The sequence below is a fragment of the Streptomyces sp. NPDC054872 genome, from assembly GCF_053610705.1.
Genome location: NZ_JBSGYY010000003.1, coordinates 93327 through 105826 on the forward strand (window position 1 = coordinate 93327; position 12500 = coordinate 105826).

Sequence of the window (12500 nt, forward strand, 5' to 3'; positions counted from 1 at the left end):
TCGCTCTCCATCGCTCCTCCTGAAGGGGGGTGGGGTGGGTTCCGGATCGGCTCCGAAGCTATGCGGGCGGCCGGGCCCGGGCGATGGACTCAAGTCGGTGGTCGTGGTGAATATCGCCGACGCCGCGCCGGAAGTCCCCGGGGCTCGCGCCGGTCTCGCGGCGGAAGAAACGGCAGAAGTAGGCGGGGTCACCGAAGCCGACCCGGGCCGCGACCTGACGTACCGACAACTCCGTACGCAGCAGCAGGCGTTTGGCCTCGTGCACCCGCGTCTGCCGGATCAGTTCGCCGGGCGTGCGGCCGGTGGACGCCTTGACCGCCTCGCTGAGGTAGCCCTCGGAGACGCCCAGGTGCCGTGCGCACGCGCGCACCGACCGCAGGGAGCCATCGGGGCTGCCGAGCAAGGTCAGGAACCGCGCGGCCACGGAGCCCGGCCGAGTGCGCGGGGCGGGCGGGGCCGCAGCGGGCCGGCGCGCGGGCAGCCGCGCCGCCCGCACCACCAGGACGTGCAGCAGGGCCCGCAGCACGCCTTGGAATCCGTCGGCGCCCGCACGGTACTCACCGTCGAGGTCGGCGACGAGGCGCGCGGTCCGGTCGGCCTCCTCGTCGGGGAGTTCGGCCCAGGAGCACTGCCCGAGGCCGCGCAGCGCGTGAAGGTCGGCGGGATGGTCCAGGAGAAAGTCGTCGGTGAAGAGGATGACGCTCCCCTCCAGACCGGTGACGTTCTCCCAGTGGTGGACCTGGCCGGGGGCGACGAAGCACAGGTTCGGCGGCCGCAGGGCGAAGCGGGTCAGGTCGACGACGTGCGCGCCGGTGCCGCCGGTGACGTGCACGATCTCGTGGAAGGTGTGCCGGTGCGGGAACGACGCCCGCGCCATCGGACCGATGGTGTCGAAGGTGCCGATGGCGAACGGCAGCGCGTTGGGCATGGGCACTTCCAGGCGGTGCGTCGGCATGCCCTCCTCCCCGGGTAACCCGCTGTTCCCCTCGCCGGGCAGAACCGTTGTGCCGCGCATGCGTACGCTCCTCACCACGACCGGAGACTGGTCCAGACCAGCCGACCCCCCACCATGGCACGCGCGCCCTCCGCCGGGCAGGGGGCGGCCACGGTCCGCCGCTGAGCCGGGAGCGGCTCACGGCGTGACAATGGTCTTGCGGAACACGCCCGCCGTTGCGGAGAGGCGACCCACACATGCCCTACATCACCGTCACCGCACTGAGCCACCCCGGGCTCGTACGCGACCACAACGAGGACAGTCTGGCCGTCGGCCCATGGACGCTGTGCGGGACGATGACCGAGAACCCGCAGACCCTGGGGTTCCCGCTCGGCAACCCCCTCGTCGTCGCGGTCGCCGACGGCATCGGCGGTCAGCCCGGCGGCGAGGTGGCCAGCGGCCTCGTCGTGCGGCAGCTGGCGGCGCTCGGCCCCTCGCTGGACGGCGAGCAGGCCGTGCACGACGCGCTGAACGCCTGCAATCACGCCGTGTACGAGGCCGCCGAACGCGACCCGGAGCTGACGACGATGGGGACGACGGTCGCGGGCGTCGTGCTCCTCGGACAGGAGCTGCTGGTCTTCAACGTCGGCGACAGCAGAGTGCTCGACGTGAGCGGCGGCGGCGCGAGCGCCACGCTGCGCCAGGTGAGCGTCGACGACAGCCCGCCGCCCGCGCCCGGCCGGCGCACCACGTCGATCGTCACGCAGGCGCTCGGCGGCGCCCTCCGGTTCAGCGCGATCACACCGCACGTCAGCACGGTGCCGCTCGTCGGGGGTGAACGTTTCTTGGTGTGCTCCGACGGCCTGACCGACCCCGTGCCCGAGGAGACCCTGGCCGAGCTGCTCGCGGCGCACGACGGAGGCCGGGCGGTCTTCGAGCTGTGGAAGGCCGCCATCGACGCCGGCGGACCGGACAACATCACGCTCGCGCTGATCACGGTCGTCGACGACGACTGACGCAGCCACGCGCGGCGCCCAGGAGTCACCCTGGGGCGGCTGAGGATCCGGGGGCTGCTGAGGCGATCACGTAGGCTCGGCGGATGGCGAAGTATTTTGACGTGCACCCCGACAATCCCCAGCCGCGCAGCATCAGCACCGTGGCCGACAGCATCCGCTCCGGTGCGTTGATCGCGTATCCGACGGACTCCTGCTTCGCGCTCGGATGCCAGCTGGGCAACCGCGACGGTCTGGACCGGATCCGCAGGATCCGCAACCTCGACGATCGCCACCACTTCACCCTGGTGTGCCAGAACTTCGCGCAGCTGGGTCAGTTCGTGCACGTCGACAATGATGTGTTCCGCGCGATCAAGGCGGCCACGCCGGGCAGCTACACCTTCATCCTGCCCGCGACGAAGGAAGTGCCGCGCCAGCTCCTGCACCCGAAGAAGAAGACGGTCGGCGTCCGGATTCCCGACCATGTCGTCACGCAGGCCCTGCTCACCGAGCTCGGTGAGCCGCTGCTCTCCAGCACTCTGCTCCTGCCCGACGAGGAGGAGCCGCTGACCCAGGGCTGGGAGATCAAGGAACGCCTCGACCATGTGGTGGACGCGGTGGTCGACTCCGGCGACTGCGGCACGAGCCCGACCACGGTCATCGACTTCTCCGGCGGCGAGGCGGAGATCGTGCGCCGAGGGGCGGGCGACACCTCGCGCTTCGAGTAGTCACGCGGCCCGGTCCGCCCGGTCAGCCGGTGAGGCCGGTGACCCGCATCGTGATGTTCAGGCGGCCCGAGGCCAGGCCGGTGGCAGGGTCCGCGGTGCCTTCGTGGACCTTGGGCACGCCGTGGAAGATGTGGCGCGAGGGACCGCCGAAGACGAACAGGTCGCCCGAGGCCAGTTCGATGTCGGTGTAGGGCTTGGTACGGGTCTCCGTGTTGCCCACGCGGAACACGCAGGTGTCGCCGATGGACAGCGACACCACCGGAGCCGACGACCGCTCGTCCTTGTCCTGGTGCATGCCCATCCTGGCCTGCCCGTCGTAGAAGTTGATCAGTGCGGTGTCCGGCGTGTAGTCGGCCGCGGCCGACGCGTCCGCGTACGCCGCCGTGAGCGCCCGGCGGCCGAGCGCGACCATCCAGTCGGGAAAGTCGGCGACGCGTCGGCCGTTCACGTCACCGGCGGTCCGCGTGTACCGGTACGGCTGCCAGTGCCAGCCGACGCACACCGTCTGCACGGACATGACCCCGCCGCGCGGCAGCTGGGTGTGGCGGATCGGCACGGGTCCGGTGGCCCACCCGCGGCACGCCGTGACGAGTTGGCGCTGCTGGCCCAGGGTGAGCCACTCCGGCACATGTACGGCGCCCGGGGCGATCTCCTGGGTGGGCCTGGGGATCAGTGCGCTCACCTCGTCACCTCCGCGGACAGGTGGGTGGTGACCCAGCGGTGGCGTACCTCCCAGGTGTCGCCGTCGGCGGTGGCGCCCCGCAGGCCGTGGAGTACGTCGTCCCCGGCGAGCGCGGGAACGCGGGAGTCCCGCAGGGCGGCGAAGGCGTAGGTGCGGGCCGGGTCCCAGTCGGTGGAGTGGCGCAGGCGGCGGGCCAGCTGGGCGAACCCGACGGGCGCGGCGGCCATCACCCAGGCATCCGGGAGCTCCGCGGTCAGCCGGTGCGCGGGGCGCAGCCAGGACGCGGCGGCCTCCGGCCAGCTCACCGTGGCGAGGACGGTGCCGCCGCGGGCCGTCCACGCGGCGGTGAGGGCTTCGGCGGCGGTCCGGGACGCCGTGTCGCGACTGTGGCCGACCGTGACGGTCTCGATCCGCGCCTTCGGCAGGGTCAACAGACCGATGAGAGCGTCGAGTTCGGCTTCGGTGTGCGCGATGGGCGCGGGGAGGTCGGCGTGGACGGCCAGCTCGGTGGCGTCAACGAGGGGCGAGCGGGAGGTTTCCCGCTCCTTGCGGATGTTCATGGTGTGCCGGTGCTTTCTGGGTCTGCCTTCCAGTGAGCGTACTGAGCGGGCAGGCAGACCGCACAGGGACGGTAGCCGGCCGCGATCGCGGTGGCCTCGTCGGGGAAGAACACCCGGTGGGCGGCGTACGGGCCGCGGGCGACGGCCCGTAGCGCTGAGGGGCAGTCGAGGCGGCCGTACAGGCGTGCGCGACGGTGTCCACCCAAGGTGCCGGGTGTGTTGCTGGGGTACGGCCTTCCGTCGGGTCCGCACAGCCTGTACGGCCGCGGGCCCGCCCCTTCCCCGGCCGGCGAGGGGTTCACGCCGCCTCGTGGAAGACCAGGCCGAGCGTGTGCCTGCGTCCGGAGCGGACGGTGCTCACGCCGTGCCGCATCGGCCCGTTCGACCAGCCGCGCCGGGAGGCCACGGGCCGGTCGCGGGTCGTGAAGACGAGCGCGTGGCCCTGCGGCAGGGTCGTGGCCGAGCCGCGTGACTGGGCGCGGGGGCGCTGCTCGGTCATGAGGAACTCGCCGCCGGTGAAATCGGCCCCCGGGGCGTCGAGCCCGACGACGACCTGGAGCGGGAAGAGCATGTCGCCGAAGACGTCGCGGTGCAGGGCGTTCCAGTCGCCGGGCCCGTAGCGGAGCAGGATCTGGGCGGACTTCGCCTGTCCGGCCGCGTGGCACATCTCCACCCACTCCCCCAGGCTGTCGGGCCAGGGGGCGGGCTTGCCGAGTTTCGCGGCCCAGTCGCGGGCGACGGGAAGCAGCCGAGGATAGAACGACTCACGCAACTCCCGTACGACATCGGGCAGTTCATGGGTGAAGTACCGGTACTGACCGGACCCGAAGCGGTACCGGGCCATGTCGATGGTGCTGCGGAAACGGTCGGTCTCGTCGTACAGGGCGGCGATGTCGCGGCAGGCTTCGGGGGTGAGGAGCTGACCGGTGAGGGCGTGGCCGTGCTCGTCGAGCTCGGCGGCCAGCGCCTCCCAGTTTCCGGCCGCGACGCGTTCGCCGACGCGGGTGGCTGCCGACGCGTGAGTGGTGTCGATCATGATGATGGGTGCCCTCCGTGTTCGGGCGGGTCGTGCGGGGCGTGCGAGTCGTGCGGATCCCGCGGGTCAGAGGAGGGCGGGTTGCAGGGCGCCCTCATGGGTGAGGATCTTGACCTTGCGCTCCACGCCGCCCGCGTAACCTCGCATGGAGCCGTCCGCGCCGATCACACGGTGGCAGGGGCGCACCAGGAGCAGTGGATTCGCACCGATCGCGGCACCCAGGGCCTGAACCCTCCCCCGCTCCACACCGATCCGCCCGGCGAGTTCGCCGTAGGTGGTCGTGGTGCCGTACGGGATCTCCTCCAGGGCGCTCCAGACGCGCCGCTGGAAGTCGGTGCCGGTCGGGGTGAACTGGATGTCGAACGTGGTGAGTTCACCGTCGAAGTAGGCGGAGAGCTGTCGTGTGATCCCGGAGAAGCGTTGAGGGTCACGCACCCAACTATCGCGCACGGCAGGGGCGTTCTTCTGCCCGGTCATGGACAGCGACGTGAGCGAGACTCCGCCCGACGCCGGCTCCTGTGTCGGCTCGTCAAGTGGCTCACCCACGAGCAACAGCTCGCCGAGCGGGCTGGCGACGGTGGCGTAGACGGTCATGGCGACCTCCCTCTTCTTCCCTGCCTTGCTTCACTTCGCTTCCCTTCCACCCCCAACAGTGGGGTGGAAGGGAAGCGAGTGCTGGCGGGAATCGGACGTCGCGCCGGCGGCAGGCGTTGGGGGTCGCCGCCGCCCGCCGGGGGGCACGCGCTAGTCGCCGTCGTGGCTCCCCGGTTCGATGATCTCGTCCAGAACCTTGCGGACTGCCTCGTACGCCGTGGCGGAGATCCTCGCCGCCGACGCTTCGTCCGGGTCTTTCGCCTCCGCTGTGTCGGACTGTGTCTTCCAGTGCTGCTCCTCCTGCTGCGCCCAGGCCCGGGCCCGCTGGATGCGGCGCAGCAGTTCGTCGGAGTCCACGGCTTCAGTCATGCGGGGAATGTACCCACGGATGCCGAGCGCCAGCCGGATGACTCGAGGCTTCCGGGATCTTCGTCGGCGGCGCGACCGAAGTCCGCTTCCGGTGGCGCGTCATGCTCACCCCGATGAGTACGACCGCCATCCCCGCGGCCACCCGGAAGCTGAAGGCCTCGTCCAGCACGATGGCGCCCAGCGCCACGGAGACCACCGGCAGCAGGTACCCGACCGTCGCGGCGTTGGTCGCGCCCTCGTCCGCGATGATCCGGTAGGTGAGGTGGAAGGTGATGCCGGTGGCGAAGATTCCCAGAATGGTGACGGCGACCAGGGTCGTGGGGCTCACGTGGACCGTCTCCAGACCGCCCACCGGCAGGGCCAGCGCCGTCAGGCCCGTCGCCGCCATGAGCTGAGCGGCGGACAGGGACAGGGTCGGCATGCCCTTGCCGACGAGGTGGTGCCCCATGTACGTGAAGCCCACGGCGTAGCTCGCCGCCGCTCCGACGATCGCGAGGGCACCCCAACTCGTCAGCCCCGACTGCTCCCACGGGGCGAAGATCAGCGACGTGCCCGCGAATCCGAGAAGGAGTCCGGCGAGGCGGACGGGGCGCAGCCCTCGTTCCGTGCCGATGCCGAGACCGATCAGGACGGACCACAGCGGAGTCGTCGCGTTGAGCGCCCCGGCCACCCCGGAGTCGACCGTCTGCTGCCCGACGCTGAAGAGCCCGAAGGGCAGGGCGTTGCAGAAGAAGGCGGCGACGACGATGTGCTTCCACGTCGCACGGCCTCGTGGCAGGCGGTTGCGCGTACTGAAGAGCAGGACCGTCAAGGTCGCTGCCCCGAGCGCGCAGCGCAGGAGCGTGACCTGTACGGGAGACAGACCTTCCAGGGCCAGTTCGATCCACAGGAAGGTCGATCCCCAAAGGAGGGCGAGCACGCCCACCCTTGCCGCTGCCCACGTTCTTCCGGGGACGCCATTCACCGTTGATCTCCCTGTCCTGGCCGGGCCGTTGTCACTGAACGAAACGATGCCGCCGCCGACCTGAAAGGACAAGCAACAAGTTTTGAAGCATCGTTAAGCTGAGCTACATACGAGGAATCGCTGGCCCCGGCTGCCTCACGTCCGCTTCAGGACGCTGATTCCGTTCGCCGTCACGATCGCCGTGATCGCCAGCCACTCCGTCCAGCCGAGCGACTGCCCCAGGACGGCCGTCCCCACCAATGCCGCGAGGACCGGGTTGACGCTCATGAAAATGCCGAAGAAGCGGGCGTCGACCCGGCGCAGGGCGAGCAGGTCGGAGAGGAACGGGACCGCGGAGGAGAGGATTCCGGCGGTGGCCGCGCAGGCCAGGGCGGCGGCCGTGGGCGGGTGGTGCGCGAGCACCACGATGCCGACCGGCAGGTAGAGGAGTCCGGAGATTCCCGCCGCCGTGGCCGAACCCTCGACACCGGGGATGCGGGCTCCGACCGTGCGGTTGAGCAGAATGTACGAGGCCCAGCAGGCGGCGGCGAGCAGCCCGAGCCCGATGCCGACGTAGTCCGTGCTGGGCTGCGGGCGGGCCAGCGCGACCACCGCCGCCCCCGCCATGACCGCGCACCCGAGGTCCACCGCACGGCGTGACGCGGCCAACACGACCGCCAGTGGGCCCAGGAACTCCAGGGTCACCGCGAGACCGAGGCCCACGCGGTCGATCGCGGTGTAAAGGGAGAGGTTCATGGTGGCGAAGACCGCCGCCAGGCACAGCAGCGGCCACCACTGGCGCCAGGTGAAGGCGCCCACCTTGGGCCTGCCCACCGCCAGCAGGACGGCTCCCGCGACCCACTGCCGTACGGCCACGACACCGGCAGGGCCGATGACCCCGAACGCCAACGCGCCTGTCGCGGCGCCGACTTGGTTGGACAGGCCACTGCCGAACATCATCGCCATGCCCGAGAGGCGCCCCCGCGAGCTGTTCGCCGGACCACCGACATACTTCGGGCCACGGATATGCTCCTGGCCGCCCTCGGCGGCGGCGTGCGTGGCGGGCATGGCGGGCACAGCCCGGCTCTGAGACGTTCGCATGCACCGCAGGATGCGCCACCTTCCCGCATACGAAAAATGCATGTGAGCACTCATCCATACGCTTTGGTTATCCATGGACTGAGGTGATCCATACACTGGGGCCATGGACCTGGAACTGCGGCATCTGCGCTGTCTGGTCGCCATCGTGGACACCGGCGGCTTCACCGATGCCGCCGCCGAGCTGGGTGTCTCCCAAGCGGCCGTCTCCCGCACGCTGGGCGGCCTTGAGGAGGTGCTCGGGGTGCGCCTGCTGCACCGCACCAGCCGGAGCGTCACGCCCACGACCGCGGGAGTCCAGGTGCTGGCCAGGGCCAGACATCTGCTCGCGGAGGCCGACGACCTCATCCGGGAGGCGACCACCGGACACACGCGGCTGCGCATCGGCCACGCCTGGTCGGCGATGGGGCGTCACACGGCGGAGTTCCAGCGCCGCTGGGCCGCCGGACACCCCGACGTCGAGCTGTACCTGGTCCGGACGAACTCCGCGACAGGCGGCCTCGCCGAGGGCCTGTGCGACCTCTCCGTCGTCCGCACCTCGTTCGACGAGACCCGTTTCGCCAGCGCCGTCGTCGGTCATGAGCGGCGCTTCTGCGCCCTGGCGAGCGACGACCCGTGGGCCAGGCGGCGCTCCGTCCCCCTGGCCGACATACGGGACCGCACACTCCTCATCGACCGGCGCACCGGCACGACCACCGCGGAGTTGTGGCCCGAAGAGGCCCGCCCCCCGGTGGAGTACACCCAGGACATCGACGACTGGCTGGCGATCATCGCGTCGGGCCGCTGCGTCGGCCTCACCCCGGAGAGCACCGCCAACCAGTACCGCCGCGACGGCATCGTGTTCCGCCCCCTGCGCGACACCGAGCCCATCGCCGTCCATCTCATCTGGCGCCGCCACGACCCGCACCCCATGACGCACGCCGCGGTGGCGCTCCTGTCCGACCTCTACCGCAGGTGATGCGCCGGACCGTCACGGCCGCACAGTGTGTGACCGACTCGTCGCCTCGCGCACCCGACCCCAACACCCCATGCTCAAGGTGATGTTGCTGTGGCAGACTGCGGCGATCGAAGCGTCTCGCAACAACGGAGAACGTCATGACCGCAGGTGCGCCCAAGCCGACGATCGACACCAGCAAGCCGCATCCCGCGCGCGTCTACGACTGGTTGCTCGGCGGCAAGGACAACTACCCCGTCGACGAGGCCGTGGGCGAGAAGCTGCCGCCCGAGGCGAAGGACGGCGCGCGGCAGAACCGCGCGTTCATGAATCGTGCGACCGCCTGGCTCGCCGGCGAAGGCGTGGATCAATTCCTCGACATCGGCACCGGTATCCCCACCGCGCCGAACCTGCACCAGATCGTCCAGGGGAAGGTGCCGTCGGCGCGGGTCGTCTACACCGACAACGACCCCATCGTGCTGCGCCATGCGGAGGCCCTCCTGGTCAGCAGCCCCGAGGGGCTGACCGACTACATCCAGGCGGACGTCCGCGAGCCGCTGGAGATCCTCGGGCACGCCCGCGGCCTCCTCGACTTCGACCGCCCGATCGCCCTCTCCCTCATCGCGCTCATGCACTTCCTGCCCGACGACCAGGACCCGTACGGCATCGTGCGCACGCTGGTGGATGCCCTGCCCTCCGGCAGCCACCTGGTGCTCTCGCACGCCTCGTCCGACATCTTCCCGGAACTGGCCGAGCAGGTCACCGCCGAGTACGCGAAGGGCGGCATCAAGCTCGGCTTCCGCAACCGGGCCGAGGTGGCCCGTTTCTTCGACGGCCTCGACCTCGTCGACCCCGGCCTGGTGACGGCCACGGAGTGGTTCAAGGGCGACGAACGGCCGGAGGCGGAGGACAGCGGAATCTACGCGGCAGTGGCACGCGTCCGCTGACAGAAGGCCCTAGTTGCCGGCGAACAGGTCGAGCAAGCCCTGTGGGGCGTCGTGGCGGAAGCAGCGTACGAGACTGTCGGCGGACTCGGCGGCGGTCTTCTCGCTGCGCGGGAACAGCGCCTCTTCGTAGGAGGCCAGTGCCGCCTCGACGTCTCCGGGACATGCCACGACGGCCGCCGCGAGTTCGGCTCCGTCGAGCATGGCGAGGTTGGCGCCCTCCCCCGCGAAGGGGGACATGAGGTGCGCCGCGTCGCCGAGCAGCGTGACGCCCGGGACACGGTCCCAGCGGTGGCCGATCGGCAGGGCGTGGATCCGGCGGGGGACCAGCGCTCCGTCGGCGTCGGCGACCAGCGCCTGCAGACTCTTGTCCCAGTCGGCGAAGTGCTCCAGCACGGAGGACTTGGCGAGGCCGGTGTCGTCGGCGGTGAAGTCGATGGTCGAGATCCAGTCCTCGGGAGCCCTGAGCGCGGTGTAGACGTGCAGGCTGCCGTCGGACTCGCGGTGGGCGAGGAAGCCCTTGTCCTCGCCGAGCGCGAGGAGCATGCCGCCGCCCACGACCGCGGCGCTGTCCGGGTGGCGTACGTCGGCGTCGACGAGGTCCACCTCGACGAAGGAGATGCCGGTGTAGGCGGGCACGGCGTCCGAGACCAGCGGGCGGATCCGTGACCAGGCGCCGTCCGCCCCGATCAGCAGGTCGGTGGTGAAGGCGGAGCCGTCGGCGAGGGTCACCTCGTGGCGGCCGCCGCCGAGCGGACGCGCCCCGGTGATCTTCGCACCCCAGTGCACGGCGCCGTCGGGCAGCGAACCGAGCAGCAGGTCACGCAGTTGGCCGCGATCGACCTCGGGGCGGCCGCCGTCGCCGTCGTCCGCCTCCTCCATGCGGACCACGGCGTCCTTGTCGAGGACGCGCATGGCCTCCCCGCCCGGGTGGATGAGCGCGCGGAACTCCTCGTACAGACCGGCGGCGCGCAGGGCGGCCTGCCCGGAGTCCTCGTGGATGTCGAGCATGCCGCCCTGGCCGCGGACGGCCGGTGAGGCCTCCAGGTCGTACACAGCGGCGTCGATGCCGTTGACGTGCAGAACGCGGGCCAGAGTGAGGCCTCCGAGACCTGCGCCGATGATTGCTATGGAGTGGTGTGTGGTCATGGTGGTGCTCCTTGGGCGTGGTGATGTGGTGCCGAGGGGGGGCGGAGGGGTGCCGGTTTTCGGCTTGCGCTCGGCTCCAGGGAGGTTCACCCCCCCTGAAGCGCTCAGCCTTGGGACGTGCTCAGCCCTTTGGCGTCGGGAGCCGGTACGGGCGTGCGCAGGATGCCGTTGATCAGCGTCCTGAAGCCCCAGGAGATCCGGTCCTCCGGCCGGCCGGACACGAGCTCGGCGGCGAGCCGGGCGACGTGCGGGTGCGTCCGGCCAGACGCGTCCCGCAGGGTTCCGGCGAGCGCGTCCCACTCCTCCTGGGCGCCAGTGGCCTGATCGGCCGGGGAATGCTCGGCGGCGGTCGCGGTGGCGTACTGCAGCAGCAGGTCGACGCCCCATGCGGCCTGGCCGGGCGGTACCCCGCCCTCGTCGAGCAGGGCGAGCAGGGTCTCGATGAGGCGCAGATAGTGCTCGCCCCGGGGCCGGGCCACGAGCGCGGCCTTCGCCAGGCCGCGATGGCGGAAGAGCACCGCGGTGTAGGAGGTGAGAACGCCCTCCAGACGCTCCTGCCAGTCGCCCCCCGCCTGCGGCGCCTCGACCGCCGCGAGGAGTTCGTCCAGGATCGCCGCGTGCAGCTCGGCGGTGTTGCGGACGTAGACGTACAGGGAGGCGGGCCCGGTGTCGAGCTCCTGGGCGAGGCGGCGCATGGTCACCTTGCCCAGGCCCTCGACGCGCATGATCCCCATCGCGGCGGCCACGATCCCGGACCGGGTGAGGGCGGGCTTCGCGGGGCGCTCGCGGCGGCTTCGGGGGGCGTCGGAATGAGCTGTCATACGACCAGTGTAACGAACATGTTCGTTACGAGCATGTTCGGAGCGAGCATGTACGGAGCGAACACGTTCGTCAGCGGAGTGCCGACAGCCCTGGCAAGAGCCCGGCACCAGCCCCGTCGGCAGCCCTCCAAGAGCCCGGTGCCGGCCTCACTCCCAGGCACTTGGTTGGCGATCAGCAGGGGCGGGCATGAGCGTGGGACAGCACCGGCCGCGCATGACAGGGCGTGGCCCCGGCGGGCGGAAGTCGCCGCGAGTACGCCGGTTGTCCCAGGGGAGGGAAGTGAGTTGCCATGCGTGCGCACCAGCGCGCCCATCGGCACGTCGCCCGCGTCGAGTACACATTGCCGCAGGAAGCCGCATCGGCCGGCCGGGCGCGGAGGCTGACCTCCGCGTTCCTCACCAGGCCCCGGCGGCAGCTGACGGGCGTGGACGCCGAACGTGTGGACGATGCCACACTGATCGTGTCCGAACTCGTCGCCAACGCCACCCAGCACGGCCGCAGCCCATGCCGACTGCGCCTGGAGGTGTCGGATGACCATGTGACGGTCGAGGTGCACGATTCGAGCCCCGAGGGCCCACGCGTGCTCAAGCCGAGCACCGAACGGGACAGCGGGCGTGGCCTCGCGATGGTCCGTCACCTCGCCGCGCGCCTCGAGGTCGTGGGCAGCGGCAGGCGCGGCAAGGCCGTCCGGGCGGTTCTCGCCTGACGACGCCGT

Annotated in this window: 16 protein-coding genes; 5 read left to right on the forward strand and 11 right to left on the reverse strand. The window is 71.0% G+C overall.

Annotated elements, in window-relative coordinates:
- Nucleotides 1-58: 58 nt before the first annotated feature.
- Complete coding sequence (locus ACWGIH_RS04475; RefSeq protein ID WP_453443025.1) at nucleotides 59-1015, reverse strand: AraC family transcriptional regulator; 957 nt, start codon at nucleotides 1013-1015, stop codon at nucleotides 59-61.
- Nucleotides 1016-1191: 176 nt separating this feature from the next.
- On the opposite strand from ACWGIH_RS04475, the gene ACWGIH_RS04480 reads away from it, so the two are divergent.
- A complete protein-coding gene (locus ACWGIH_RS04480) occupies nucleotides 1192-1950 on the forward strand; it encodes a PP2C family protein-serine/threonine phosphatase (protein WP_453443027.1) in 759 nt (252 codons plus the stop codon).
- Between the two features lie 83 nt (nucleotides 1951-2033).
- Nucleotides 2034-2654 carry an L-threonylcarbamoyladenylate synthase gene (locus ACWGIH_RS04485; RefSeq protein ID WP_453443029.1) on the forward strand — a complete coding sequence of 207 codons (621 nt, stop codon included), beginning with the start codon at nucleotides 2034-2036 and terminating at the stop codon, nucleotides 2652-2654.
- 22 nt (nucleotides 2655-2676) lie between these two features.
- Here the strand turns inward: ACWGIH_RS04485 and ACWGIH_RS04490 are convergent, their stop codons facing one another.
- The 8 genes from ACWGIH_RS04490 to ACWGIH_RS04525 all read right to left on the reverse strand — a co-directional run bounded on the left by ACWGIH_RS04490 (nucleotide 2677) and on the right by ACWGIH_RS04525 (nucleotide 7804).
- The gene (locus ACWGIH_RS04490; protein ID WP_453443030.1) at nucleotides 2677-3336 is read right to left on the reverse strand and encodes an alpha-ketoglutarate-dependent dioxygenase AlkB family protein; all 660 of its coding nucleotides are present in this window, start codon (nucleotides 3334-3336) and stop codon (nucleotides 2677-2679) included.
- A complete protein-coding gene (locus tag ACWGIH_RS04495) occupies nucleotides 3333-3896 on the reverse strand; it encodes a hypothetical protein (RefSeq protein ID WP_453443032.1) in 564 nt (187 codons plus the stop codon). Before ACWGIH_RS04495 ends, ACWGIH_RS04490 begins: the two co-directional genes overlap by 4 nt.
- Nucleotides 3893-4198, reverse strand: coding sequence for an Ada metal-binding domain-containing protein (locus ACWGIH_RS04500; RefSeq protein WP_453443034.1), 306 nt, complete (start codon nucleotides 4196-4198; stop codon nucleotides 3893-3895). The genes ACWGIH_RS04495 and ACWGIH_RS04500 overlap by 4 nt, the downstream gene beginning before the upstream one ends.
- A complete protein-coding gene (locus ACWGIH_RS04505; protein WP_453443036.1) occupies nucleotides 4195-4932 on the reverse strand; it encodes a 2OG-Fe(II) oxygenase in 738 nt (245 codons plus the stop codon). The genes ACWGIH_RS04500 and ACWGIH_RS04505 overlap by 4 nt, the downstream gene beginning before the upstream one ends.
- Nucleotides 4933-4998: 66 nt before the next feature.
- On the reverse strand, nucleotides 4999-5526 hold the full coding sequence (locus ACWGIH_RS04510) for a methylated-DNA--[protein]-cysteine S-methyltransferase (RefSeq protein ID WP_453443038.1): 528 nt from the start codon (nucleotides 5524-5526) through the stop codon (nucleotides 4999-5001).
- A gap of 150 nt (nucleotides 5527-5676) precedes the next feature.
- Nucleotides 5677-5895, reverse strand: coding sequence for a hypothetical protein (locus ACWGIH_RS04515; RefSeq protein WP_453443040.1), 219 nt, complete (start codon nucleotides 5893-5895; stop codon nucleotides 5677-5679).
- The gene (locus tag ACWGIH_RS04520) at nucleotides 5888-6820 is read right to left on the reverse strand and encodes a DMT family transporter (RefSeq protein ID WP_453443205.1); all 933 of its coding nucleotides are present in this window, start codon (nucleotides 6818-6820) and stop codon (nucleotides 5888-5890) included. The genes ACWGIH_RS04515 and ACWGIH_RS04520 overlap by 8 nt, the downstream gene beginning before the upstream one ends.
- A gap of 174 nt (nucleotides 6821-6994) precedes the next feature.
- Nucleotides 6995-7804, reverse strand: a complete 810-nt coding sequence (locus tag ACWGIH_RS04525) for an EamA family transporter (RefSeq protein WP_453443207.1) — start codon at nucleotides 7802-7804, stop codon at nucleotides 6995-6997.
- Between the two features lie 238 nt (nucleotides 7805-8042).
- Here ACWGIH_RS04525 and ACWGIH_RS04530 point away from each other — a divergent pair, with 238 nt between their 5' ends.
- Both ACWGIH_RS04530 and ACWGIH_RS04535 read left to right on the forward strand, forming a co-directional pair.
- Nucleotides 8043-8894, forward strand: coding sequence for a LysR family transcriptional regulator (locus ACWGIH_RS04530; protein WP_453443042.1), 852 nt, complete (start codon nucleotides 8043-8045; stop codon nucleotides 8892-8894).
- A 137-nt stretch (nucleotides 8895-9031) separates the two neighbouring features.
- Nucleotides 9032-9817, forward strand: coding sequence for an SAM-dependent methyltransferase (locus ACWGIH_RS04535; protein WP_453443044.1), 786 nt, complete (start codon nucleotides 9032-9034; stop codon nucleotides 9815-9817).
- A 9-nt stretch (nucleotides 9818-9826) separates the two neighbouring features.
- Here the strand turns inward: ACWGIH_RS04535 and ACWGIH_RS04540 are convergent, their stop codons facing one another.
- Complete coding sequence (locus tag ACWGIH_RS04540; protein ID WP_453443045.1) at nucleotides 9827-10963, reverse strand: FAD-dependent oxidoreductase; 1137 nt, start codon at nucleotides 10961-10963, stop codon at nucleotides 9827-9829.
- 104 nt (nucleotides 10964-11067) lie between these two features.
- Entirely contained in the window at nucleotides 11068-11784 is a 717-nt protein-coding gene (locus ACWGIH_RS04545) for a TetR/AcrR family transcriptional regulator C-terminal domain-containing protein (protein WP_453443047.1), read from the reverse strand.
- Nucleotides 11785-12074: 290 nt separating this feature from the next.
- Between ACWGIH_RS04545 and ACWGIH_RS04550 the strand changes: the two genes are divergently transcribed.
- Nucleotides 12075-12491, forward strand: a complete 417-nt coding sequence (locus ACWGIH_RS04550) for an ATP-binding protein (protein WP_453443048.1) — start codon at nucleotides 12075-12077, stop codon at nucleotides 12489-12491.
- Nucleotides 12492-12500: the final 9 nt, after the last annotated feature.